This is a genomic window from Gottfriedia sp. NPDC057991 (genome assembly GCF_042886615.1).
Taxonomy (GTDB): Bacteria; Bacillota; Bacilli; order Bacillales; family Bacillaceae_G; genus Gottfriedia.
Window position 1 is genome coordinate 783206 of sequence record NZ_JBHVQN010000002.1, and the last position, 26001, is coordinate 809206.

The 26001-nt window shown below is 33.2% G+C and carries 20 protein-coding genes and 1 riboswitch; of the genes, 19 read left to right on the top strand and 1 reads right to left on the bottom strand.

Annotated features, from left to right (window positions below):
* Positions 1-24 precede the first annotated feature (24 nt).
* The gene (gene dapG / locus ACFVR2_RS11230) at positions 25-1254 is read left to right on the top strand and encodes an aspartate kinase (protein WP_387361628.1); all 1230 of its coding nucleotides are present in this window, start codon (positions 25-27) and stop codon (positions 1252-1254) included.
* 20 nt (positions 1255-1274) lie between these two features.
* The gene (gene dapA, locus ACFVR2_RS11235; protein WP_387361630.1) at positions 1275-2168 is read left to right on the top strand and encodes a 4-hydroxy-tetrahydrodipicolinate synthase; all 894 of its coding nucleotides are present in this window, start codon (positions 1275-1277) and stop codon (positions 2166-2168) included.
* 87 nt (positions 2169-2255) lie between these two features.
* Here the strand turns inward: dapA and ACFVR2_RS11240 are convergent, their stop codons facing one another.
* Positions 2256-3788 (bottom strand): multicopper oxidase family protein, encoded by a 1533-nt coding sequence (locus ACFVR2_RS11240; RefSeq protein ID WP_387361777.1) that lies wholly within the window; start codon positions 3786-3788, stop codon positions 2256-2258.
* Positions 3789-4296: 508 nt separating this feature from the next.
* Here ACFVR2_RS11240 and ACFVR2_RS11245 point away from each other — a divergent pair.
* The 17 genes from ACFVR2_RS11245 to recA all read left to right on the top strand — a co-directional run bounded on the left by ACFVR2_RS11245 (position 4297) and on the right by recA (position 25387).
* The gene (locus ACFVR2_RS11245) at positions 4297-5967 is read left to right on the top strand and encodes a ribonuclease J (protein WP_387361779.1); all 1671 of its coding nucleotides are present in this window, start codon (positions 4297-4299) and stop codon (positions 5965-5967) included.
* Between the two features lie 171 nt (positions 5968-6138).
* The gene (locus tag ACFVR2_RS11250; protein ID WP_254664609.1) at positions 6139-6822 is read left to right on the top strand and encodes a ClpP family protease; all 684 of its coding nucleotides are present in this window, start codon (positions 6139-6141) and stop codon (positions 6820-6822) included.
* Positions 6819-7031, top strand: coding sequence for a YlzJ-like family protein (locus ACFVR2_RS11255; RefSeq protein WP_335411639.1), 213 nt, complete (start codon positions 6819-6821; stop codon positions 7029-7031). Before ACFVR2_RS11250 ends, ACFVR2_RS11255 begins: the two co-directional genes overlap by 4 nt.
* Positions 7032-7154: 123 nt before the next feature.
* Positions 7155-9545 (top strand): DNA translocase FtsK, encoded by a 2391-nt coding sequence (locus ACFVR2_RS11260; RefSeq protein ID WP_387361632.1) that lies wholly within the window; start codon positions 7155-7157, stop codon positions 9543-9545.
* Positions 9546-9605: 60 nt separating this feature from the next.
* Positions 9606-9707, top strand: a riboswitch (purine riboswitch).
* Between the two features lie 245 nt (positions 9708-9952).
* Positions 9953-10678 carry a GntR family transcriptional regulator gene (locus ACFVR2_RS11265; RefSeq protein ID WP_387361634.1) on the top strand — a complete coding sequence of 242 codons (726 nt, stop codon included), beginning with the start codon at positions 9953-9955 and terminating at the stop codon, positions 10676-10678.
* Between the two features lie 170 nt (positions 10679-10848).
* Entirely contained in the window at positions 10849-11946 is a 1098-nt protein-coding gene (locus tag ACFVR2_RS11270) for a BMP family lipoprotein (RefSeq protein ID WP_387361782.1), read from the top strand.
* 260 nt (positions 11947-12206) lie between these two features.
* Positions 12207-13730, top strand: coding sequence for an ABC transporter ATP-binding protein (locus ACFVR2_RS25115; protein WP_483867299.1), 1524 nt, complete (start codon positions 12207-12209; stop codon positions 13728-13730).
* Positions 13727-14794 carry an ABC transporter permease gene (locus ACFVR2_RS11290; protein ID WP_387361636.1) on the top strand — a complete coding sequence of 356 codons (1068 nt, stop codon included), beginning with the start codon at positions 13727-13729 and terminating at the stop codon, positions 14792-14794. Before ACFVR2_RS25115 ends, ACFVR2_RS11290 begins: the two co-directional genes overlap by 4 nt.
* A 3-nt stretch (positions 14795-14797) precedes the next feature.
* Positions 14798-15745 carry an ABC transporter permease gene (locus ACFVR2_RS11295; protein WP_387361638.1) on the top strand — a complete coding sequence of 316 codons (948 nt, stop codon included), beginning with the start codon at positions 14798-14800 and terminating at the stop codon, positions 15743-15745.
* A gap of 1131 nt (positions 15746-16876) precedes the next feature.
* Entirely contained in the window at positions 16877-18148 is a 1272-nt protein-coding gene (gene yfmF / locus ACFVR2_RS11300) for an EF-P 5-aminopentanol modification-associated protein YfmF (RefSeq protein WP_387361786.1), read from the top strand.
* Positions 18148-19431, top strand: coding sequence for an EF-P 5-aminopentanol modification-associated protein YfmH (yfmH, locus tag ACFVR2_RS11305; RefSeq protein ID WP_387361640.1), 1284 nt, complete (start codon positions 18148-18150; stop codon positions 19429-19431). The genes yfmF and yfmH overlap by 1 nt, the downstream gene beginning before the upstream one ends.
* A 183-nt stretch (positions 19432-19614) precedes the next feature.
* Positions 19615-20343 carry an elongation factor P 5-aminopentanone reductase gene (ymfI, locus tag ACFVR2_RS11310; protein WP_387361642.1) on the top strand — a complete coding sequence of 243 codons (729 nt, stop codon included), beginning with the start codon at positions 19615-19617 and terminating at the stop codon, positions 20341-20343.
* A gap of 112 nt (positions 20344-20455) precedes the next feature.
* Entirely contained in the window at positions 20456-21247 is a 792-nt protein-coding gene (locus tag ACFVR2_RS11315; protein ID WP_025568772.1) for a DUF3388 domain-containing protein, read from the top strand.
* A gap of 20 nt (positions 21248-21267) precedes the next feature.
* The gene (locus tag ACFVR2_RS11320) at positions 21268-22161 is read left to right on the top strand and encodes a helix-turn-helix domain-containing protein (protein WP_387361645.1); all 894 of its coding nucleotides are present in this window, start codon (positions 21268-21270) and stop codon (positions 22159-22161) included.
* 71 nt (positions 22162-22232) lie between these two features.
* The gene (gene pgsA / locus ACFVR2_RS11325; RefSeq protein WP_387361647.1) at positions 22233-22811 is read left to right on the top strand and encodes a CDP-diacylglycerol--glycerol-3-phosphate 3-phosphatidyltransferase; all 579 of its coding nucleotides are present in this window, start codon (positions 22233-22235) and stop codon (positions 22809-22811) included.
* Between the two features lie 23 nt (positions 22812-22834).
* Entirely contained in the window at positions 22835-24094 is a 1260-nt protein-coding gene (locus tag ACFVR2_RS11330; RefSeq protein ID WP_387361649.1) for a competence/damage-inducible protein A, read from the top strand.
* A 249-nt stretch (positions 24095-24343) separates the two neighbouring features.
* Positions 24344-25387 carry a recombinase RecA gene (gene recA / locus ACFVR2_RS11335; RefSeq protein ID WP_387361651.1) on the top strand — a complete coding sequence of 348 codons (1044 nt, stop codon included), beginning with the start codon at positions 24344-24346 and terminating at the stop codon, positions 25385-25387.
* Positions 25388-26001 lie beyond the last annotated feature (614 nt).

Sequence of the window (26001 nt, forward strand, 5' to 3'; positions counted from 1 at the left end):
GAAAACTGCTAGAGAGGTGCAAGAATGAAAATATTAGTCCAAAAATTTGGAGGGACTTCAGTACGTGACGAAAATGGTAGAAAGCACGCACTTAAGCATATAAAAGAAGCATTAGAAAAAGGATATAAATTAGTAGTAGTAGTTTCTGCTATGGGACGAAAAGGTGAACCATATGCAACAGATACACTATTAAATTTAGTTGGCGCAAAAAAAAGTAAGGTTACACAAAGAGAACTTGATTTATTAATGTCATGTGGTGAAACAATTTCATCAATTGTTTTTTCAAATTTATTAAATGAAAACGGTATTCATGCGATGGCAATGACAGGTGCATCAGCAGGTTTCCGAACAAATGATGAATTTGGAAATGCAAAAATTCTTGATATGAAATGTGGCCGTCTAATTAAAGAGCTTGAAAACTTTGATGTTGTAGTAGTCGCAGGATTCCAAGGATCAACATCTAATGGTGATATTACGACATTAGGTAGAGGTGGAAGTGATACTTCAGCTTCTGCACTTGGGGTTGCTGTTGGCGCAGAAACAATCGAGATATTTACTGACGTTGAAGGCGTAATGACTGCAGATCCAAGGATCGTAAAAGAAGCAAGACCTTTAGCAGTTGTTACTTATGCAGAAATTTGTAATATGGCATATCAAGGAGCGAAAGTAATTCATCCTAGGGCTGTAGAAATCGCGATGCAAGGGAAAGTACCTATTCGCATTCGTTCAACTTATTCAAATAGTTTAGGTACACTAGTAACATCGAATCCTACACAACGAATTATTGGTGAAAATATTCAAGACCGTTTAATTACAGGGATCGCACATGTACCGAATGTTACGCAAATTAGAGTAACTTCAAAGGAACATACTTTTGATTTACATTCTCAAGTATTTAAAGCAATGGCAAATAAAGGAATAAGTGTAGACTTTATTAATATCTCACCTAATGGTGTAGTATACACTGTAAGTGATGAAGTTGCTTCAAAAGCGATTGATGTATTAAAAGGTATTGGCTATGAGCCTTCATACACAACAGGATGTGCAAAAGTATCAATAGTTGGAGCTGCAATTGCAGGAGTACCCGGCGTAACTTCAAAAATTGTAACTGCATTAGCTGAAAAAGGTATTCAAATTTTACAATCAGCTGACAGTCACACAACTATTTGGGTGCTTGTCAAAAATGAAGATATGGTCGATGCGGTTACTGCACTTCATGATGCATTTGAACTTAGTTCTGTTAAAATGGATTAATTTTTGATCGGAGTGGAACAATGAGTAGATTTGGTAAAATTTCAACAGCGATGGTAACACCTTTTGATTCAAAAGGTAATATTGATTTTGCAAAAACAACAAAACTTGTGAACTACTTAATTGAGAATGGAACGGATTCAATCGTAGTTTGTGGAACAACTGGAGAATCTCCAACATTAACTTCTGAAGAAAAATTAGCATTAATTAGTCATGTTGTTTCAGCTGCAGAAGGAAGAGTCCCTGTAATCGCGGGTACTGGAAGTAATAATACTCGTGAAACAGTTGAATTAACGAAAAAGGTATCTGCTTTAGGAGTAGATGCAATTATGGTTGTTGTACCTTATTATAATAAACCAAACCAAGAAGGACTATATCAACACTTTAAAGCAGCGGCTGAAAGTACTGAACTACCTGTAATGTTATATAATGTACCAGGCAGAACAGTTGCCAGCCTTACAGTAGATACAGTTGTAAGATTAGCAGAAATTCAAAATGTAGTTGCAATTAAAGATGCTACTGGTAACTTAAGCATAATGACAGAAATTATTGACCGTACTCCTGAAGATTTTGAATTATATTGTGGTGATGACGGCCTAACGCTTCCTGCATTTGCAATTGGTTCAAAGGGAACGGTTTCAGTTGCGTCTCACGTGTTAGGAAATGAAATGCAGCAATTAGCTGAAAGCTTCTTCACAGGAGATATGGCGAAAGCGCAATTCTTACACCGTAAACTATTACCATTATTTGATGGATTCTTCATGGCTCCAAGTCCAGGTCCAATCAAAACAGCTTTACAAATGAAAGGTTTAGATGTTGGTGGAGTTCGTTTACCGCTTGTACCACTTTCAGAAGCTGAACGTACAACTTTAAGTATTTTAATAAATAAATTAGACGAAGCATTACAAAATAATTAATAACAAAACCACTTACGTACAATCCAATTTCGGATGGCGTAAGTGGTTTTTTATTGTATGGATTCAAACCCAAAACTCCGAAATCTCTTATTGAATCACAATAAATGGTCTCATCATTTCATAGTCCTCGTGTTCCAACATATGACAGTGCCAAACATATAATCCTGTGAATGGACCAAACCTCATGATTATTCTAGTTACTTGGTTTGGATTAGATTGAACAGTGTCCTTCCATCCACATTCATGTGGTTCAGGTGGAGTCGGTGGATCTGTGTAAAGAATGATCCTTTCTTTTTTATACTTTTCTACATCAAAGTTTCTTCGATCTAAGATTTGGAAATCAATTAAGTGAAGATGGATAGGATGAGAATCTGGCGTTAAGTTAATTAAATACCATATTTCGATCGTTCCCAATTTCGGATTTTCTGAAATAGGTGCATCCCAATGTTTATTATCCAATAACATAATTTCTCGTCCAAACTGATCCATCTTGTGATCTAATGTTAAGTATCGCTTCATTGAAGCAGACAGTTCATTTATTTTTGGAACGGGCACCATATAAGCTGGTATCATACTCGTATCCACGTTTGATAATGGCAAAGTAACTTTAAACTGCATCACAGTTCCAGTATTTTCATCAACAGGTCTTCCAGTTGGAAATGGGGTAGGAGCATCATTCTTCATAGTAATCTTCTTACCTCCAAGATTAGTAAAATCGATGATTACTTCTGCTCGTTCTGCAGGTGATAACATAAGCTCATTTATGCCAATCGGATGCTGCATGAATCCACGCTCTGTTGCGATTTGATACATAAGTTGACCAGAATCAAGCGTAATTCGAAAAAAGCGTGTGTTAGAACCGTTTAATAACCTAAATCGATATTTTCTTGGTTCCACGTTTAAATAAGGATGAACTTTACCATTCACTATCACTGTATCACCAACAAATTCAGGAATAATAGACGTTTGTAGTACTTTGATTGGTTGATCTGGTTGTTCTGGATAATAAAGTGAACCATCATGATTAAAACTTTTATCTTGTATCAATAGCGGGATATCATATTTCTCATTCGGTAAATTTAATGAACTTTCCGAATGGTCACTAATTAGATAGAATCCTGCTAAACCTGCATAAATATTAAGTCTTGTAATGCCAAGTGCATGATCATGGTACCAAAGCGTAGATGCGCAATCGCAATTATCGTATCGATATACTTGCTTTCTAAAATAACGTCCAACTTGTTTATAATCTTTTGTAAACCAAGCTTCAGGATAGCCATCGCTTTCAGGCTCAACACAAGCACCATGTACATGCACTACTGTTCTTACTTGAGGGACATCTTTATGGGCACCATGAACAGTATAGTCGATAGGAAACAAGTGTTTATCTGGTAGATCATTGATCCATTTAATAAACACGGTCTCACCTTTTTCTACTTTAATTGTAGGTCCAGGATAACTTCCTTCATACCCCCAAACAGTCGAGTCATTTAACTCACGATGGAGCGATTGCTTAAACTCCGTCATCGTTACTTCATAATAAGTATAAAAATGATCTTTCCAGCGTGGTTTTAAAATTGGTGGAATTGGTAGTTCGTCTACGAATTTAGATAGATTCATTCTTGAAGGCTCTCTATCATTAAAATTCATCTAGATCCTCCTTCTCTAAGTTATTCATATTCCTGTAATGAGAAATAATTGACCAATGAATCACTACAAAAAAAGAATTTAACTATTAAAATGAGACATTTTTTGAACAATACCCATAAGAGGTGCCTTTGTAATTTTCTCATCATAGAGAGATTTATTAATTGGTTTATTAAGAAGAAGTAAAAGGAGGAATAAGAAAAGATAAGAAGTCTGAAAACTTGATTATTTTAGCAGAAAAGTCTTCTTTGCTCCTATGCGTAAGAAGGAAGGTTGAGGTGGAAACAATCATTTTTATTTTCAATGTTAGCAATAGCCACCTGAGCGTTAAAAATGATTAAAAATACATACCCAAAGTAATCCGATTTTCCTATTTAAGGAAGAATGTATCTTGTTTTACCTGTTCCGACTAGGATATAATGTTTGTAAGATTTTGAACGGTCTGTAAATTTAAAGAACTAACTAGGAGGAACAGGTTGTGGTGAAGGAAATGAAGGAACAACAAGTAAAAGTTTTTGCCCTTGGTGGGGTAGGCGAAATCGGAAAAAACATGTATATAGTCGAAGTTGGTGAATTGATTTATGTGTTAGATGCAGGTTTAAAATTTCCTGACCAAGAAATGTACGGAATAGATTATGTCATACCTGATGTAAGTTATTTAGAGAAAAACGCACATAAAGTAGTAGGTGTTTTTATAACACATGGACATGAAGATCATATTGGTGCGATTCCATATATTATGAATAAACTTCCACAAGTAAAGTTTTACACTAATAAATTAGCTTATTTATTTATAAGAGAAAAATTAAGTGAAAAGGGTATTAAAAACCTTGAGCAATTTGAACTATATGACGAAACCACTTTATTAACATTTGAAAATAGTTCAATTAGTTTTTTTAGGACTACCCATAGTATTCCTGATTCATTTGGATTTTGTGTAAATACACCACAAGGTGCGGTCGTTTTTACTGGAGACTTCAAATTTGATCAATCGAAAAGTCCTTATCCAGGTGCTGATTTAGGCAAACTAGCACTAATAGGAGATAAAGGTGTATTATGTTTGCTTTCTGATAGCACGAACGCAGAAAGACAAGGGTTTTCGGGGTCTGAGAAGAAAGTATCGGAAGAAATTAAAAAAGAAATAATGAATGCAAATGGAAGAGTTTTAGTAGCTTGCTTTTCTTCAAATATATATCGCATCCAACAGGTTATTAATGCAAGTGTAGCGACTGGTAGAAAACTAGCGGTGGTCGGAAGTAGTATGATGAAATCGATTGAAATAGCGAAGGAATTAGATTATTTAACGATTCCTGATGATTTAATGATTTCAGTTGTTGATACAGATAATTATAAAGAAAGAGATATTGTCATTCTAACTACAGGTACACAAGGAGAACCAATGGCAGCCCTTTCAAAAATTGCTAAAGGTACGCATAAACAAGTTTCAATCCGAAAAAGTGATACTGTACTAATGGCAGCAACAGCTATTCCAGGAAATGAAATGTTAGTTGCATCTTCTGTTAATCTATTATTTAGAGCTGGTGCAAATGTTATCTATGGCTATAAAAAGGTACACGTATCAGGTCATGGCTATGAAGAAGAATTAAAATTAATGCTTGAATTGATGAAGCCAAAATATTTCATACCAGTTCATGGTGAATATCGAATGCAAAAAGCACATTCACATATTGCAGAAGAAGTAGGGATGGCAAAAGAAGATATTTTTATTGTTGAAAAAGGGGACATCGTTTCATTTAAAAATGGTCAAGCTTCTCGTACTGAAAAAGTCGATGTTGGCAACGTTTTAATTGACGGAATTGGTGTCGGTGATGTTGGAAATATCGTATTACGTGATCGTAAGCTACTTTCTCAAGATGGAATACTAATTGTTGTGGTAACGTTTAACAAGCAAAAGAAAGCAATCATATCTGGTCCAGAAATTATAACTCGTGGCTTTGTGTATGTTCGTGAGTCCGAAAAATTAATAACTAGATCAACTGAAATTGTAAAAGACATTACAGAAAAAATGTTACAGAACGATCAAATTGAATGGACATTATTAAAAAATTCAATTAGAGATGGATTAAGCGCTTATTTATATGAAGAAACAAAAAGAAGACCAATGATTCTTCCAATATTAATGGAAGTATAATTTTAAATTGAAGTGAGGTACTTCTTATTCCAAGATGGGTATGATTTCCTTATTATTTTCACATACTAACTTGTATGAAAAATGATAGGGGGAACCGTTTTGACAAATTCAAATAATGAAACACCTATTCCAAACGAAGAAGCACCTCCAAAGCCAAATGATCAAAAGGAAATGAGCATTGTTGAAAAAATTCAACAGCTAGGACAAACAAATGTTCCAGCAAGCAATGATTCAAAAATCCATTGTCTAACGATAATTGGGCAAATTGAAGGGCATGTAGCATTACCACCTCAAAATAAGACAACTAAATATGAACATTTAATCCCGCAATTAGTTGCAATTGAACAAAATCCTAAGATTGAAGGATTATTAATCGTTCTAAATACTGTCGGTGGAGATGTGGAAGCTGGTCTTGCGATATCAGAAATGATTGCGACATTAACGAAACCTACTGTATCAATCGTTTTAGGCGGTGGACATAGTATCGGAGTTCCAATTGCAGTAAGTACTGACTTTTCATATATTGCTGAAACGGCAACAATGACGATCCATCCAATTCGTCTAACTGGTTTAGTAATTGGTGTACCTCAAACGTTTGAATATCTTGATAAAATGCAAGAAAGAGTAACTCGTTTTGTTACAAAGCATTCAAATATTACGGAAGAACGTTTCAAGGAATTAATGTTTACAAAAGGTAATTTAACAAGAGATATCGGCTCAAATGTAGTCGGTGGAGATGCAGTAAAATATGGACTAATTGATGATGTAGGTGGCATTGGGCAAGCATTAAGTAAATTGCAGGAATTGATTGATGAACGAAAAGAAAAGTCTAATAAAGAGGAGAATGAATTTTGATTCTTTATACAATAATGCCAATTGAATCGATTTTTCCCGTTGATCAACAAGAATACACCTCGCAGCAGTTTTTGGAATACAATGGTGTTCCAATGTTGGTTGATAGTGTAGGGGGTACAGCTTTTGAAATTAAAAGAATTGTAAGTACCGATCCGCAGCATTTTATGCAATATTCACCTGGTCAAAGAATTTTAGTTCTTCCAACTTGAGGTAATTATTAACAATACATGGTAAACATATGTTCTGATATGTTATAATAAATTCAATTTAAGAAAGCAGCCAAAAGGCTGCTTTCTTTGGCGAATCTGCAAATTTTGATGGGGGTGAATTACATGGCAAAGCAGAAGCAGCAAAAGTCAAAAGCTCGAAAATCAGTAAGTGGAAATGGTTCAATATGGTATGAAATTAGTGGATTAATATTTTTAGCACTATCAATCGTAACAATTTTAAAGCTTGGTATTGTAGGTAAAGCCTTTGTATTATTCTTGAGATTCTTCTTTGGGGAATGGTACATGCTAAGCTTTCTTTTTATAATCGGTTTATCTGCATATAGCATAATTTATCGAAAAAGACCTCCATTTGTTTCGAGTATTACGATTGGTGGATTGTTAATCTTCTTTAGTATATTGATGTTTAGTCATGTTACTCTATTTGATTTATTAGCAAAAAATAATCAATTTCATGATCAATCTGTCATAAAAAGTACGCTAGATTTATTCTTAATTGAAGCCAAAGGTAAAATTAGTACGGTGGATCTTGGTGGAGGTATGATTGGAGCGATACTTTTTGCAGTTTTATATTTCTTATTTGATCGAACCGGTGCAATTCTATTCGGAGTCATAGCAATTGTTGCGGGAGTTTTATTTATTACTGGTAAGCCACTTGGCGGTTATTTATATCAATATATAATGCCAAAAGTAAGAAATTTAATTTCAGATACATGGAAGGATTTTACAAATTTCTGGAAACGTGGTCGTGAACAAAAAACTATTAGTAGACGAGCTGAGGCTAAACAAAAGAGAAAAACAAGGAAAGATTCATATGAAGACAATGATAATGATGAAGAAGTGTCAAATGGTAACAATATAAATTATCAAGTTAAAAATTCATACGAAGATGGGATCATCGAACCGAAAAAAGAAATTCAAATCGAATATTCTCCTACATATCAGGCACCTAAGGAACCAAAATTGATAATCGCAAATAATTCAAATCAAGTCCAGGCCCATTTTGCAGAGGAAGACGATCAGTCAATCGAATTGCCAGTTGCAGAAGTAGGAATTGATGATAAGGTAGATTACGTATTGCCATCAATGGATTTATTAGCCTACCCAAAAGGTGCTAAAAAACGTGAAAATGAGTCCAAACTAAAGGAAAATGCGGACAAGCTTGAAAGAACATTTCAAAGTTTTGGTGTAAAGGCTACAGTAACAAAAGTACATCATGGACCTGCAGTAACTAAATATGAAGTATACCCTGAAGCGGGTGTAAAAGTTAGTCGTATTGTAAATCTTAGTGATGATTTAGCACTTGCACTCGCAGCCAAAGACATTCGTATTGAAGCTCCGATTCCAGGTAAATCTGCGGTTGGAATTGAAGTGCCTAATACGAATATAACGACTGTATTACTTAGAGAAGTTCTCGAAGCAAAAAATCCGAAATTACAAAATCCATTAGCTGTATCGTTAGGAAAAGATATTGCCGGTGATGCTGTATTTGCAGAGCTTAATAAAATGCCGCATATATTAGTAGCTGGGGCGACAGGTAGTGGGAAAAGTGTATGTATAAATGGAATCATTGTTAGTATCCTAATGAATGCAAAACCATCTGAAGTAAAGCTAATGCTAATCGATCCGAAGATGGTTGAATTGAATGTATATAATGGTATTCCTCATCTGCTAACTCCGGTTGTAACAAATCCTAAAAAGGCTTCACAAGCGTTACGAAAAGTTGTTAGTGAAATGGAAAGAAGATATGAGCTTTTTTCTCATTCAGGTACTAGAAATATCGAAGGTTATAACGAATTAACTAAACAAAATAATACGATGACTGACTCAAAACAACCTTTATTACCATTTATCGTCGTGATTGTTGATGAGTTGGCTGACTTAATGATGGTAGCTTCAAGTGACGTGGAAGATTCAATCACTAGATTAGCTCAAATGGCTCGTGCAGCGGGTATCCACTTAATTATTGCTACACAAAGACCGTCCGTTGACGTAATCACGGGTGTCATTAAAGCAAATATACCTTCTCGAATTGCTTTTAGTGTATCTTCTCAAATAGATTCTCGTACAATACTTGATACTGGTGGAGCAGAAAAACTATTAGGTAGAGGAGATATGTTATATCAACCAATTGGTGCATCTAAACCACTCCGAGTACAAGGAGCATTTTTATCTGATGATGAAGTTGAACGAGTAGTCGAGTTTTCAATCTCTCAACAAAAGGCTCAGTACCAAGAAGAAATGATGGTAAAAGAGGAAAAAGATGGGAAATCCGAAGTGAATGATGATCTTTATAATGAAGCTGTTGAGTTAGTAACAAATATGCAATCAGCCTCGGTATCACTACTACAAAGAAGATTTAGAATTGGTTATACAAGAGCTGCCAGATTAATTGATTCTATGGAAGATAATGGTATAGTTGGTCCGTATGAAGGTAGTAAACCTAGGGAAGTATTAATTAGTAAACCAGTGGAAGATGAGCAAGCGTTGTCTTAACAAAAAGAAAAAAATGTCGAAACATTATTGACATTTTTAGACATAGAATGATATTATTTCTTCAGATAAATTGATAGTCCTCATATAATATCGACATGATGGGTCGGAAGTTTCTACATTGCAACCAATATTTGCAATACTATGGGGAAAAAGCATTATTATGGAGAAATGATTTATATTTACCAAAATCAAAAACTCTTATAATCTAGCTTTTTCACTAAGTGGAACTGTAGATTATAAGAGTTTTTTTATGTTAAATATGAACAAATGATTCATTAACGTAATAAAAAATAAAGCGTTTTCAAAAAAGTGTTGAAATGAGTAAAAAATAACAGTATAGTAAAGAAGGATTATACGACAGATGTCTAACAACTGATGTCTGAAATCCGAAGTTTGGGGGATGGGAAATGAAGATTAAAACAGACACCAGATTACTTTATCTCCAAGTGATGGATCGAATAAAACAAGATATTGAGAATGGTATTTACTTGCCACATCATAAGTTACCATCAGAGTATGAGTTATCTAAAATATTTGGAGTATCAAGAGCAACATTAAGAGAAGCGTTAAGAGTTTTAGAAGAAGAAAATATCTTAGTTAGAAGACATGGGGTCGGCACATTTGTGAAACCGAAACCAATTTTTAGGACAGGCATTGAACAATTAAGTAGTGTTTCAGAAATGATTATTGATGCAGGTAAAGAGCCTGGGACAATCTTCCTATCTTCTAAACTATTAGTTCCTACGAAAGAAGATTTAAAAAGCTTCACAATCACAGAAGATGATCGTATGCACGTAGTAGAAAGAATTCGAACAGCAAATGGTGAACCTGTAGTTTATTGCATTGATAAATTACCAACTAATTATTTTAAACAGGTTCCATCATATGAAGACCATTCATTCTTTTCATTCATCAAAAAAGAAACTGGTCGAAATATCGAATATTCAAGTGCAAGAATTGAACCAATAGGTTACCACGATAAAGTTTCTCCTTTATTACAGTGTGAACCAGATGTTTCATTATTATTAATCGAACAGCTACATTTTGACGATTTAAACCGAGCAGTTTTACATTCTTATAATTACTTCAGAGCGGATCAGTTCAGTTTTAATGTTTTAAGAAAAAGAAATTAAAATTGTATAGCCAAATTAATATTTACAAAAAATAAGTTTTGGCTGGTTTTCAAATATTGTTTACTGAAATTTCATTAAATTATTAGGGAGGTGGATCGTTAAGTTAACGATTATATACCAAGCTAGTGCAAAAGTAAATAAAAATTTAAGGGGGCAAAATTTTTATGAAGATGAAAAAAGCTGGTCTTGTTCTTTCAATGGCCTTAGCAGCAGGTACAATGTTAGGTGCTTGTGGTAAAGGTGGAGATACAAAAGACGCAAAAGGCGCATTTAAAGTAGGTATGGTAACTGACTCAGGTACAATTGATGATAAGTCATTTAACCAAGGTACTTGGGAAGGGATCCAAGCAGGAGCGAAAGAATTAGGTTTCAATCTTAAGAATGATACAAAATACTTAAAACCTGCTGGAGAAACTGAAGCTGATTACTTAAAAGAAATCGGAAACTTAAATGATGCGGACTTTAAATTCATCGTTACTCCAGGTTTTAAATTTGAAACAGCAATTTATAAAGCACAAGATAAATATAAAGATGACAAATTTGTAATTATCGATGGTACACCACACTCTGCTAAAGATTATACGCCAGATGTAAAGAAAAACACTGTTTCAATTTTCTTCTCTGAACACGAAGCTGGTTACCTAGCTGGTATTGCAACAGCAGTTCAATTAAAAACTGGTGATGTTGGATTTATCGGTGGTATGGAAATTCCAGCAGTTCAAAAATATAACTGGGGATTCCAACAAGGTATTAAATATGCAAACGAAAACCTTGGAACAAGCATTTCTTTAAAAGCTAATAACGTAGTATATTCTGGAAGCTTTACAGACAAAGCAGCAGGTCAACAAATTGCAGCTCAAATGTATGACCGTGGCGTTAAAGCAATTTTCTCTGCAGCAGGTGGAGTAGGACAAGGTGCTATTACTGAAGCTAAAAACAGAGTAGCTAGTGGTAAACAAGTATGGGTTGTTGGTGTAGACGTAGATCAGTACTCTGATGGTGTTTATAAAGATAACAAATCAGTAATTTTAACATCAGCTATGAAAGGTGTAGCTAAAGCAGCATCTGATATGGTAAAAGCTGAAAAAGATAAAAAATTCCCTGGTGGACAAACTTTAACTTACGATGCAAAAAATGATGGTATTGGTTTACCAAAAGAAAATCCAAACTTAAGTTCTGAAACTTTAACAAAAGTTCAAGATGTATTTAACAAAATTAAGTCTGGTGAAATTGTAGTAGCAAATGAAAGAGGAAATTTAATTAAGTAATTAAATATTTAATGAATAAATGGTAGAAGAAGCATAGGAAAGGAGAACCTTTTATATGCTTCTTCTACCCTAAAAATGATTTTGGCTTTTCATGCCTTAATCAATTGTAAGCACTTATATTGGTAAAGCTTCCAATTGATTAGGGCGTGACTATCGGGTGAGAGAATAAAGCCCTCCCTAAATAAAAAATATAGAAAAATATTTCGAAATCAAGTAAAACTTTAAAATAAATGACTTCGTAATATACAAGGAGGAAAATTATGGAATATGTAGTGGAGATGCTAAATATAACAAAAGAGTTTCCTGGCATTATAGCGAATGATAATATTACACTACGATTAAAAAAAGGGGAAGTTCATGCTTTATTAGGTGAAAACGGAGCAGGGAAATCAACTTTAATGTCCGTCCTTTTTGGAATGTACACACCTGAAAAAGGAATTATAAAAGTAAAAGGTAAAGAAGTTAAAATTTCAAATCCAAATGTTGCAAATGAACTAGGAATCGGAATGGTTCACCAACATTTTAAATTAGTTTCAAATTTTACAGTTACAGAAAATATTATTCTAGGTCTTGAACCTAAAAAGGGTCTAGTAGTAGATATCAAGACTGCAGCAAAACGTATTGAAGAGCTTTCTAAAACTTACGGTTTAAATGTAGATCCTTATGCAAAGATTGAAGATATTACAGTAGGGATGCAACAAAGAGTCGAAATTTTAAAAACTTTATATCGTAATGCTGAAGTACTAATCCTAGATGAGCCAACAGCAGTACTTACTCCACAAGAGATACAAGAATTAATGAAGATTATTAAAAATTTGATTAATGAAGGCAAGTCAATCATTATCATTACACATAAGTTAAAAGAAATTAAAGCTGTTGCAGATCAATGTACAGTCATTCGTCACGGAAAATACATCGGTACTGTTGAAGTAAAACAAACTTCTGAATCTGAAATGGCATCTATGATGGTCGGACGTCAGGTGTCTTTCAAGGTAGATAAAGTAGAATCAAAACCTGGTGAAGTTGTTCTAGATGTAAATAATTTAAGTGTCAAAAATAATAAAAAAGTTTTAGGTTTGAAAAATGCTACTCTTCAAGTTCGAGCAGGTGAAATCGTTGGGATTGCAGGAGTTGAAGGAAATGGACAATCTGAACTTGTTGAAGCAATTACAGGTTTAAGACCGATTGAAGAAGGTTCTATTTTATTAAAAAATCAAGATATTACAAAACACAGTATACGCGAGCGAATTAAAAGCGGTATTGCACATATTCCAGAGGATCGTCAAAAAAGAGGACTTGTACTTGAATATACAATTGAAGAAAACGTTGTTCTAGAAATTTATAATCAAGAACCATTCTCTAAATATGGAGTTTTAGATAAAGCTGCGATTGCCAAACATGCAAAGAAAATCATTGAAGAATTCGATGTACGCTCTGGTGAAGGTGCTAAAACAGTCGTTGAATCAATGTCTGGAGGAAACCAACAAAAAGCAATCATTGGTCGTGAAATCGAACTTAAGCCTGAGTTATTAATTGCATGTCAGCCAACGCGTGGATTAGACGTTGGTTCGATTGAGTATATTCATAAGAGATTAATAGAGCAAAGAGATAGTGGAAAAGCTGTTCTACTAATCTCGTTAGAGCTAGATGAAGTTCTTAATTTATCTGACCGCATTGCAATCGTAAATGCTGGTGAAATCATTGATATCGTTAATGCCAAAGACACAAATGAAGATGAATTAGGATTAATGATGGCTGGTATAAGGAGAGGTGAAGGGGCATGAAAAAGGGAGGAATTATTTCTTTAATTGCCGTAGTATTAGGTTTACTAGCTGGAGCATTATTAATTTTAGCAACAGGTAATGATCCGGTTGAAGGGTTTAATTATTTATTCCAAGGTGGATTAAAAGATCCGGAGCGTATTGGTAATACACTTGCTACTGCTACTCCGTTAATTTTAACAGGACTTTCTGTTGCGTTTGCATTCAGAACAGGTTTATTTAATATTGGTGCTGCTGGTCAAATGCTTTTTGCAGGATTTTGTGCTTCAGCAGTCGGTTTAACAGTACATTTACCTACTCTTGTCCTAGTACCGTTTATGGTAATTGTAGCCTTTATTGCAGGAGCAGCTTGGGCATTTATTCCAGGACTACTAAAAGCTAAGTTTAATGTTCACGAAGTAGTTTCTACGATTATGATGAACTGGATTGCATACTGGACAGTTTATTATTTAGTACCACAATATTTTAAAGGTAGTACTGAAACAGAGTCAAAAATGCTTGCAGATGCTGCAACATTAAAAATGCCATTTTTATCAAATTTATTTGGTGGTTCATATATTAACTTCGGTTTATTTATCGCCGTTATTATGGTAATCGTTATTTCATTTGTTATTAATCGTACAGTATTAGGTTATGAATTAAAAGCTGTAGGTTACAACCGTAGTGCTGCTGAATATGCGGGTATTTCGGTAAATAGAAATGTTATTTTATCAATGATGATTTCAGGTGGACTTGCTGGGCTAGCAGGTGTTGTTCAATTCGCTGGTAATGCTTCACTAATTCAAATTGGGGTTTTACCTACTGAAGGATTCGACGGAATTGCTGTGGCACTTTTAGGAATGAATACACCAATTGGCGTATTTTTCTCAGCTATTTTCTTTGGACTATTATATTCTGGTAAAGGCTTTATGAGTGCAATGACTTCAATTCCACCAGATATTGCTGATGTTATCATTGCAATTATTATCTATTTCTCTGCAACGAGTATTTTAATTAAAAAAGTCATAGATCGAGTATCCAAATCACGCAAGTATAAAAACAGCAATGTAGGAGAGAAGGTGAAATAAGGCATGGATTTAATTATACAAATTTTCCCATATGCAATTGCCTATACGATTCCATTATTAATCGTAGCATTAGGTGGTTTATTTTCTGAGCGAAGCGGTGTCGTAAATATTGGTTTAGAAGGTTTAATGGTTGTCGGTGGTTTCGCTAGTGCCTTAACAATTTCAAAACTTCAAGAAACTCATCAAGGTGAAGTTTGGGTAATCTGGGTAGGAATTCTTGTCGCAGTTCTTACAGGTGCTTTATTTTCTTTACTACATGCGTTTGCAAGTATAAATTTACACGCAGATCAAGTAATTAGTGGTATCGCAATTAATATGATTGCAGGTGCTTTAACAATCTTCTTAGCAAGAAATATTACTGGATCAGGAAACATCAGTATTAACGGTATTACACGTACCGATATCCCAGTCTTAAAGAACATTCCAATTCTTGGGGATTTATTCTTTAAAAACACGTATTCTACAACATGGTTAGTAATTGGCATTCTACTCATTAGTACATTTGTACTTTATAAAACTCGTTTAGGCTTACGTCTACGTGCATGTGGTGAATACCCACAAGCAGCTGATGCAGCAGGTATTAATGTATACCGTATTCGTTACCTTGGCGTTATTATTTCTGGTGCATTCTCTGGATTAGGTGGAGCAATTATTTTAGTAACTTACTCTGGCGAATTTACAGGAAGTGTTGCAGGTCTTGGTTTCTTAGCGATTGCAGCATTAATTTTTGGACAGTGGAAACCACTTGGAATTTTAGCTGCAACATTATTCTTTGGTGTAGCTACAACAATTGCCAACGTATCACAAGTTATTCCAAGTTTAGCTCATATACCACCATTAGCACTAAAGCTATTCCCATACGTAGTAACTTTAATCGCATTAGTTATATTCTCAAAAACATCTCAAGCACCAAAATCAGTTGGTGTTGCATATGAAAAAGGTAAACGATAAATAATTGTTTTTGAAGCTTCCTATTTAATTAGGAAGCTTTTTTTATTGTTAAAAAGGATGTTGTCAATTAATTGTTGGATAATCACTGATAAGTAAGTTGTGTGGAATTGATTTCCACTACAGGGTTCTCGCTTTCCATGGGGCGAGATTCTTTAGCCTCCTCGGCTACGCCTGCTAAGGTCTCAGCCTTCCTGCTAATCCCATAGGAGTCGAGCACCCTTTCGTTCCAATCAAGTTCTTGATAAAAAAGAATAATCTTAAAAACAATAGAATAGTCAATTGAACGAATGTATGACCCTTTATTAATCAAATTGTAACTTATGATTACGACTACACATTTTTACAAATATTAATCGTCAAAAAGAAGATATTAAAATTTATACAAGTTAGTTAAAACATTTATCTATCAATCAAAATCACTTGTTTATAAATCAAATGACAGATAAAACAATGATAAATAGTCTAATTGTTCATAGAAATTCAATTAATGTTTATATGTATCAATATTGAATACATTATATTTCAACATTCTGAAGCTTTATTTATTTTGGTTAAAAGAATTAATTACGAATAATATCGTTGTTATAAATAATAGGAAGTGCAAATAAAAAAGGTGAAGCTGCAAATAAATCAGAGGAAATGCAAATAAAAAACTCGTATCTACAATAAAAACTAGCAAAACTGCAAATAAGGCCACAAATCATGATGAAAAACAGTAAAAGTATTAAAAAAATAAAAGAAATAACAATAAAATAGGATGGCAAACAATCAAAATTAAACAAAATCCAGTAAAAACAATAATCAATCTACTCAATTTCTTACTTAAAGAATGACCAAAAAATTATATTAAATTTTTCAAGCATATATAGTGAAAAATCAGCTCAATCTTAACAAAATACACAACTTTATCAATAAATTTCAATGAGTATCGCTTATACTAATGATTACGTTATATTTCAACTGGTCGATCGAAGCTTCCTTTATAAAATCCGAAGCTTCTTTTTATTTGAAATAATTAATTTGGGTAAACTAAGCAGTAGGTTTTATTTTTGGTAAAATTAGAGATACAATGAAGATATTGGAAATAAATATGAGTAAATAGTATTTGTCTAAGGAGGGTTCAATTTGAATTTGTTACAGTACAAAAATAGTGATATTAACGGTATTAAACTACATGTGGTAACAACTGAAAAATTTAAAACAAATTCGATTACATTAAAAGTACGTGGAAAACTTGAAGAAGACACAGTATCGTATCGCGGAATTTTACCTTATATATTGCAAAGTGGAACAAAAGATCTTCCTACTAATGGTGAAATTAGAAGGAAATTAGAAGAATTATATGGGGCGACCTTCTTTGTAGACGTATCAAAAAAAGGTGATTATCATGTTATGTCATTTACAATTGACATAGCAAATGAAAAATACCTTTCAAATCAAGGTTCATTATTAAAAGAAGCGCTTATGCTTATTGCTTCTATTTGGCAAAATCCATTTTTAGAAAATGGGGTATTTTCAGCTAAGCATGTTGAAACTCAAAAAAGAACTCAAGTACAACGAATTCAGTCCATTAATGATGATAAATTAAAATTTGCAAATCAACGACTAGTGGAAGAAATGTTTAAGGGTGAACCTTATGCATTACTTGCAAATGGAAAAACAGAAGATGTCAATTCAATTACAGCTGAGTCACTTTATAAGTACTATGAAAAAGCTTTGCAACAAGATTTAATTGATCTTTATATAGTTGGAGATGTTGGATTTGACCAATGTAAACAATTAGTTGAAGAAAACTTTAGAAACACAACTAGTAGGCAATTAACAGTTGATACAACAAAAGCAACGCCAGTCGATTCTCCTAATGAAGTAATTGAAGAGCAAAAATTAAATCAGGCTAAACTACACATCGGTTATACTACTGGGATTTCCATTAAAGATCCAGATTATTTTGCACTGCAAGTATTTAATGGACTGTTTGGCGGATTCTCTCATTCAAAATTATTTATCAATGTTCGAGAAAAAAATAGCTTAGCGTATTATGCTGCTTCGCGTTTTGAAAGTCATAAATCAATTTTAATGGTCATGTCTGGTATAGCAAGTGAAAATTATGAAAAAGCAACAACCATTATTGCTGAACAACTTGAAGAGATGAAAAAGGGAAATTTCACTGAAGAGGAAATTGATCAAACAAAATTAGTGATCAAAAACAGTCTATTAGAAAGTATGGACACTGCTTATGGAATCATTGAAACATTATTCAATGACCAAGCTGCGGGAAATGAACGTCCGATCGAGGACTGGTTTCCTGAAATCGAAAAAGTTACTAAAGATGAAATTGTAGCTGTAGCGAATAAAATAAAACTTCACACAACTTACTTCTTAAAAGGTCAGGAGGGAGCATAATGGAAAAAAAGTATTTTGAACAATTGAATGAAACGCTTTATTTCGAGGAGCTTGATAACGGATTAAAAGTATATATTCTTCCTAAACAAGGCTACAACAAAACATATGCGACCTTTACAACTAAATACGGTTCGATTGATTCTGAATTTATTCCTTTAGGAAAAGATGAAAAATTAGTTGTACCAGATGGGATTGCTCATTTTTTAGAGCACAAATTGTTTGAAAAGAAAGATGGAGATGTATTCCAGGTTTTTAGTAAACAAGGAGCTTCTTCTAATGCGTTTACAAGTTTTACACGAACTGCTTATTTATTTTCAGCAACGAATAATGTAGAACAAAATTTAATGACGCTAATTGATTTTGTTCAAGATCCATATTTTTCTGATCAAAGTGTTGAAAAAGAAAAAGGGATCATTGGTCAAGAAATTAAAATGTACGAAGATAATCCTGATTGGAGACAATATTTTGGGATGATTGCAAATTTATATGGTAAACATCCTGTTAGAACAGATATTGCTGGTACGGTTGAATCAATTTCAAAAATTACAAAAGAATTACTTTATACTTGTTACGAAACTTTTTATCACCCAAGTAATATGCTGTTTTTCGTTGTAGGTCCTGTAGACCCTGATAAAACAATGAATTTAATTAGAGATAACCAAAGTAAAAAAACTTTCAAAGATGCAAATGAAATAAAGAGATTTTTCCCTGAAGAAACTCCTGAATCTGCAGAAAAGAAAAAAGTGTTACATATGAATGTCCAATCATCGAAAGTACTTGTTGGCGTAAAAGATTTTACTGCACCTAAAGGTGGAAGCGAATTACTAAAGCATGAACTATCAATTTCCGTATTACTTGATTATTTATTTGGCAAAGGCTCAAACACTTATCAACAAATGTATGAAGATGGTTTAATCGATGATACATTCTCATATGATTACTCTGCAGAAAATGGTTTTGCTTTTGCAATCATAGGAGGAGATTCTACTTCACCTGAAAAACTTTCTGAAAAAATAAAAGAAGTATTATTAGACTCAATAAATCATCAGTGGGAAAAAGAAATTGTCGATCGCGTAGTTAAAAAGAAAATTGGCGGATTTTTACGATCTTTAAATTCTCCAGAATATATCGCTAACCAATTTACACGATACGCGTTCTTAGATATGCATTTATTTGACATCGTATCTGTGTTACAATCTATTTCTGTAGAGGATCTAAAAGAAAGTGCTAGTCATCTAATAAATGAAGACTTTATGAGTGAATTTTTTGTTCTTCCTCATTGAAAAATTAAAAGCATCCTTTTTGGGATGCTTTTTGAAATTTAAAGAAAAAAATTTAAGGGTTTATTTAGAATCTAAGTGTAATATTGAATTTTAAAGAGTTTTCCTCGCTTCTCTTTTACCTTTATATTTCTTAATACTCTTGAAACCTGCATTAAAACCTCAAATAAATGGAGATTATAATAAATGAGAAAAAGAATTCTAGTAATTGGAGCTAGTGGTGACATTGGCTTGGCGATTTCGAAAAAATTAATCAATGAAAAATATGATTTAGTTGTCCATTATAATAGTAAGAAAGAGCCACTAAATGAACTGATCGAATTGGCTAATGAAATTGAAGTAAATTGCCAATTCGTTCAAGCGGACTTATCAGTTGAAAATGGAGTTGAAATGTTAACATCACAAATAATTGATAAAATTGATTCAATTGTGTATGCATCTGGTTTTTCAATCTTTGGTTTGATTAACGATGTAAGTGATGAAGAGATAGATCGAATGACCCAATTACATATTAAAAGTTTGATCAAAGTAGTCAATCATTTTCTTCCTAACATGGTGGCTAAAAAATCTGGCAGTATCGTCGTTATTTCGTCTATATGGGGACAAATTGGTGCATCATGTGAAGTATTATATTCAACTACAAAAGGTGCTCAAAATGCCTATGTAATGGCATTAGCTAAAGAGTTAGGGCCAAGTGGAATAAAAGTTAATGCTGTTGCTCCAGGTGCCGTAAAAACGAATATGTTAAATGCCTTTAATGAAGAAGATTTAAAAGAAATTGCAAATGAAATTCCTATGAATCGTTTAGCTCTTCCAAGTGAAATTGCGAATACTGTAAATTACCTAATTTCCGAACAATCTTCTTATATAACTGGCCAAATTCTTGGAGTAAACGGTGGTTGGCATACTTCATAGTAAAATTTCCCGTCGAAAGTTATTTATTTCACATATTTTACCTTTTATATTATGGCGAAATCGTTTATTATTAAATGTAGAGTAAAGTAGTTAACAAATAGGGGGTATAGGTATGGAGTTAATCGAATGGTATTTTGAGTATGAAATACATAAGAATCGCCCTGGACTACTTGGAGATATTGCATCACTAATCGGTATGCTAGGGATTAATATTTTAACCATCAATGGTGTCGACACAATGAGACGCGGCATGTTACTTGGTTGCGATAACGATGATCAAATTACTAGATTTGAATCAATTTTAAATACTATGGACAATATAACAATAATTAAACTTAGAAAGCCAACTCTAAGAGATCGTTTAGCTGTAAGACATGGTACTTATATTCAACGTGATGTAGATGATAAAAAGACTTTTCGTTTTGTCCGCGATGACTTAGGTATGCTTGTTGATTTTATGGCAGAGTTATTTAAAATGCCAGGCCATAAGCTAATCGGAATTAGAGGGATGCCTCGTGTTGGTAAAACTGAATCAGTAGTAGCAGCAAGTGTATGTGCAAATAAACGCTGGTTATTTGTTTCATCAACATTAATTAAACAAACATTAAGAAGTCAATTAATAGAAGACGAATATAATTCAGATAATGTATTTATTATTGATGGCATTCTTTCTCATAGAAGAGCAAATGAGCAACATTGGCAATTGGTTCGCGAAATTATGGCAATGTCTTCTGTGAAAGTAGTTGAGCATCCAGATGTATTTGTACAGCAAACTGAATACTCTTTAGAAGATTTTGATTACATAATTGAATTAAGAAATGATGAAAATGAAGAAATTAAATATGAACTTGTAGACCAAATGGATAAAAATGGACACAACTCGTTCTCAATGTTTGATTTTTAAAGTTAGTTGGGGTGTAACTTGTGACAGAATTAGGAAAATATTTACGAGAAGCAAGAGAAGCGAAAGGCTTATCAATTGACGATGTACAAGAGTTAACGAAGATTCAGAAACGTTATCTTGAAGCAATTGAAGAAGGTAATTATGAAATATTGCCAGGGCAATTTTATGTTCGTGCATTTATTAGACAATATGCAGAAACAATTGGTGTTGACGTTTCTGGATTTCTAACTGAAAAGCCAGTGGTAGAGGAATCAACTGTGGCAAATACAGTAGAAGATGTAAAGCATGAGGAGCTCCCTAGTAGAGCATCGAAGCTTAAAGAACCATTAAACAATGTTAAGTCATCACGAATAATGGATTATTTACCAAGGATACTAGTAGCGATTCTGATCATTGGAATCTGCATTGCTATTTATATGATGTTCCCATCAAAAAATGATGAAAAATCTGCGGATACGAATCAATCTCAAACTAACTCTAATTCTGAAATTGAAAAACCAAAAAATAATGCGCTAGATCAGGCTAAAACTAATAATACGAAAAAAACAGAGAAACCTAAAAATGTAGTGACCGAGCAACCGCCAGCGCAAAAAATTACTGTTGACTCTGCAGCGGGTAAACGAACTACTATTTCTTTATCTGGTACGGATGTATTTAAATTAGAAGTAGTTGCAAATGGTGAAAGTTATGTGGATTTAAAAAATGCTGATGGAAAAATGTTCTATAGCGGAATTTTAAAACAAGGACAAACTCAAAACTACGACTTAACAGCAGAAAATGAAGTAACTGTAAATATTGGTGCTTCTAATAATGTTGAGCTACGAATTAACGATGAGGTATTTAAATATCCAGTTAGTCCAACAAATGCTGTTCACCAAAAGATTACGATTAAAAATTTAAAAATGAATCAATAGTCATCTTTAAGATGGCTTTTATTCATTTATTATAAATGTTTCATTTTTAGAAAGTTTTGGAGGGTTTTACCATGAATTTACCAAATAAGATCACAGTGTCAAGGGTTTGTCTAATTCCATTATTTATGATTGCCGTTTTAGTAGATTTTGGATGGGGAAAAGTTACATTAATTGGTGATTCGATACCAGTTAATCATTTAGTAGGAGCTGCAATTTTTATTATTGCCTCTGTTACTGATTTTATAGATGGATATTACGCAAGAAAATATAATTTAGTTACTAATTTTGGTAAGTTTCTAGATCCTCTTGCTGATAAATTACTTGTTTCTTCAGCCTTAATTATCTTAACTGATTTTCATTATGTTCCTGCGTGGATTACGATTGTCATTATAAGTAGAGAGTTTGCTGTAACTGGTTTACGAATGATTTTAGCTGGCTCTGGAGAAGTACATGCTGCTGCAATGCTAGGTAAAATTAAGACTTGGGCTCAAATAGTCGCGATTTCTGCATATTTTTTACATGACTTCCCATTGAATTTCTTACCATTTTCGATTGCAGATGTATCACTTTGGGTCGCATTATTCTTTACAGTATATTCTGGTTGGGATTATTTTTATAAAAATAGAGATGTTCTTCTTAAATCAATGTAATTAATAATATAGGGGGAAATGATATGAAGCGTGCTGAAATTATCGCAGTAGGTACTGAGCTACTTTTAGGTCAAATTGCAAATACAAATGCTCAATTTATAGCTAAACATTTATCTGCATTAGGATATCACCATCATTTCCAAACAGTTGTAGGAGACAATTCCGAACGACTTAAAAGTGCATTAGAAATTGCTTCATCAAGAAGTGATTTAATCATCTTAACTGGTGGACTTGGACCAACAAAGGATGATTTAACGAAAGAAGTTGTCGCAGAATTTGTTCAAGAGTCACTTGTTTATCATGATCAATCACTAGAGTATATTGAACAATATTTTATTAAAGTAAATCGACCAATGACTGAAAATAATAAAAAACAAGCATTAGTCATTAATAATGCACATGTTTTATTGAATAAAAACGGTATGGCACCTGGAATGTTTTATGAAGCGAAAGATAAACAATTTGTATTATTACCAGGACCACCTAAAGAAATGATTCCGATGGTTGAGAAAGAACTAATTCCTTATTTTTTAAAAGGAAAGGAAGCAAGTACGATTATTTCGAAAGAGCTTAAGTTTTTTGGCATAGGGGAATCGATTTTAGAAACTGAAATTCTTGATTTACTTGAAAATCAATCAAATCCAACAATTGCTCCTTTAGCGAGTGAGGGAGAAGTAATGCTTCGAGTTACTGCAAGTGCTAGTAATCAACAAGAGGCAGAAAAACTAATCGGACAAGCTGAAGAAAAAATACGTGAGCGTGTTGGGCAGTTTATATATGGTACAAATAATGAAAACTTATTTACAGTTTTATCAAGTAAGCTAAAAGATTTTAAGCTGACTATTTCTGCTGCTGAAAGTTTAACTGGAGGTTTATTCAGTAAAAGAGTGACAGATATTCCTGGTAACTCGTCCATTTTTAAAGGTAGTGTTGTTTGTTATTCTAATGAAATGAAACAAAAACTTTTAAATGTGCCATCAGACATTCTTAATAAGAATGGTGCAGTCAGTGCAGAGTGTGCAAAATCACTAGTTGAAAATATTCAAAGATTAACAGGAAGTAATATTTCAATTAGTTTTACTGGTGAAGCAGGACCGTCTACATTAGAAGATGTGCCGGTAGGGAAAGTATTTATCGGTATAAAAATTGGTGATTCTGATTCAATTGTAAAAGAGTTTCAATTCAGTGGCACTAGAGAACAAATAAGATTATCAAGTGTCAAAAATGGCGCGAACTTGTTGATTAAATTAATTAATTCAAGTTTTGAAAGTCAAGACTTATAAAATGAAATAGAATATTTTATAATATAAAAGCTCGGTTAACTTAGCCGAGTTTTTTAATTTTATAGTTTCGATATTCATAAAAATCTAGTTTTATAGACCGAAAAATACGAAACAAGCGTTTCTATTCTTTAAAAATTAAGTTTAAATACGAAAAATATCGAATAAACGTTCTATTATTTTGTTGGCAAACGAACAAAAAACAGTTATTATATAGTTAAGAGATAAATATGTCCTGTAGGAGGAATCTAAATGAGTGATCGTCAAGCTGCATTAGATATGGCTTTAAAACAAATCGAAAAACAATTCGGTAAAGGTTCAATAATGAAACTTGGAGAACAAACTGACCGCCAAATTTCAACTATTTCTAGTGGATCGTTAGCACTAGATGTAGCATTAGGTGTAGGTGGATATCCAAGAGGTCGAATTATCGAAGTATATGGTCCTGAAAGTTCAGGTAAAACAACTGTAGCATTACATGCAATCGCTGAAGTTCAAGCAAATGGAGGACAAGCGGCGTTTATAGATGCTGAGCATGCATTAGATCCGGTTTATGCTCAAAAATTAGGTGTAAATATTGATGAGTTATTATTATCTCAACCAGATACAGGTGAACAAGCACTTGAAATCGCTGAAGCATTAGTACGTAGTGGTGCAATTGATATTATCGTAATTGATTCAGTAGCTGCACTAGTTCCAAAAGCTGAAATTGAAGGTGACATGGGTGATGCTCACGTAGGTCTACAAGCACGATTAATGTCTCAAGCATTACGTAAACTTTCTGGTGCAATTAACAAGTCAAAAACGATCGCATTCTTCATTAACCAAATTCGTGAAAAAGTTGGGGTTATGTTTGGTAATCCTGAAACGACTCCAGGTGGACGTGCGTTAAAATTCTATTCTACAATTCGTTTAGAAGTACGTCGTGCTGAACAATTAAAACAAGGTAATGATATTGTGGGTAACAAAACAAAGATTAAAGTAGTTAAAAATAAAGTAGCACCACCATTTAGACAAGCAGAAGTAGACATTATGTATGGAGAAGGTATTTCTAAAGAAGGAGAAATTCTTGATATTGGATCTGATTTAGATATCGTTCTTAAGAGTGGAGCATGGTATTCTTACAATGAAGAGCGTCTTGGTCAAGGCCGTGAGAATGCTAAGCAATTCTTAAAAGAAAATAAAGAAATACGTGATACGATTAAAGAATCGATCCGTCTTCACCATGGTTTAGATAACCCTGTTACTGTAACAGAAACAGATGACGAAGAACAATTCTCTTTATTAAAAGAGTAATCATAGTTTAGTTTAAAACAGCAAAAAATGTGGGCGCTTATTAAAAGTGCCTACATTTTTTTTATTTTTAATTTCTTATTTCTTTGATTTTCTAAAAAGCAGTATTCATTGAGATTCAAATGGTTTTAAATGAAATATAGATAATAATTTCACGAAAATGAAAGAGTAGATTCAAATGGAAGGATTAACGACTCCTATAGGCAATGCGGAGCGAGCCCATAAGAACGACTATGAAGAGGAATATCAAGTCACTCATAGTATGTAGGTGTCCTGCATTGGAATCAGTCATATTTTTATGATCAGGACTTATCAAAAAAGCAGACAATAACTATATTCTTTTATATTTATAAGTAGTACTTCATATATGAAAAATTCTATCAATTTACTTACTAATCAGATCTTAATAAAAAATTTAATGAATAAAATTTAGATTCTAATGTATGAAATCTAGTAAAAATGTAATAAATATTGATAAATCAAGTAAGTAAGCGATTTACAAGGCTTGACATCATTTGGTAAGAGATTTAATATTTAAGTGTATATTCTAAAAAAATATTACTATTTTGTGAAAAATTGAATTGAAGTGTGCTGTATGTTGATGCAATTATTTATAC

Coding starts and splice junctions, on each gene's coding strand:
- dapG (WP_387361628.1), top strand. CDS start 25: ATGAAAATATTAGTCCAAAAATTTGGAGGGACTTCAGTACGTGACGAA.
- dapA (WP_387361630.1), top strand. CDS start 1,275: ATGAGTAGATTTGGTAAAATTTCAACAGCGATGGTAACACCTTTTGAT.
- ACFVR2_RS11240 (WP_387361777.1), bottom strand. CDS start 3,788: ATGAATCTATCTAAATTCGTAGACGAACTACCAATTCCACCAATTTTA.
- ACFVR2_RS11250 (WP_254664609.1), top strand. CDS start 6,139: ATGAGCATTGTTGAAAAAATTCAACAGCTAGGACAAACAAATGTTCCA.
- ACFVR2_RS11260 (WP_387361632.1), top strand. CDS start 7,155: ATGGCAAAGCAGAAGCAGCAAAAGTCAAAAGCTCGAAAATCAGTAAGT.
- ACFVR2_RS11265 (WP_387361634.1), top strand. CDS start 9,953: ATGAAGATTAAAACAGACACCAGATTACTTTATCTCCAAGTGATGGAT.
- ACFVR2_RS11270 (WP_387361782.1), top strand. CDS start 10,849: ATGAAAAAAGCTGGTCTTGTTCTTTCAATGGCCTTAGCAGCAGGTACA.
- ACFVR2_RS25115 (WP_483867299.1), top strand. CDS start 12,207: ATGGAATATGTAGTGGAGATGCTAAATATAACAAAAGAGTTTCCTGGC.
- ACFVR2_RS11290 (WP_387361636.1), top strand. CDS start 13,727: ATGAAAAAGGGAGGAATTATTTCTTTAATTGCCGTAGTATTAGGTTTA.
- ACFVR2_RS11295 (WP_387361638.1), top strand. CDS start 14,798: ATGGATTTAATTATACAAATTTTCCCATATGCAATTGCCTATACGATT.
- yfmH (WP_387361640.1), top strand. CDS start 18,148: ATGGAAAAAAAGTATTTTGAACAATTGAATGAAACGCTTTATTTCGAG.
- ymfI (WP_387361642.1), top strand. CDS start 19,615: ATGAGAAAAAGAATTCTAGTAATTGGAGCTAGTGGTGACATTGGCTTG.
- ACFVR2_RS11315 (WP_025568772.1), top strand. CDS start 20,456: ATGGAGTTAATCGAATGGTATTTTGAGTATGAAATACATAAGAATCGC.
- pgsA (WP_387361647.1), top strand. CDS start 22,233: ATGAATTTACCAAATAAGATCACAGTGTCAAGGGTTTGTCTAATTCCA.
- ACFVR2_RS11330 (WP_387361649.1), top strand. CDS start 22,835: ATGAAGCGTGCTGAAATTATCGCAGTAGGTACTGAGCTACTTTTAGGT.
- recA (WP_387361651.1), top strand. CDS start 24,344: ATGAGTGATCGTCAAGCTGCATTAGATATGGCTTTAAAACAAATCGAA.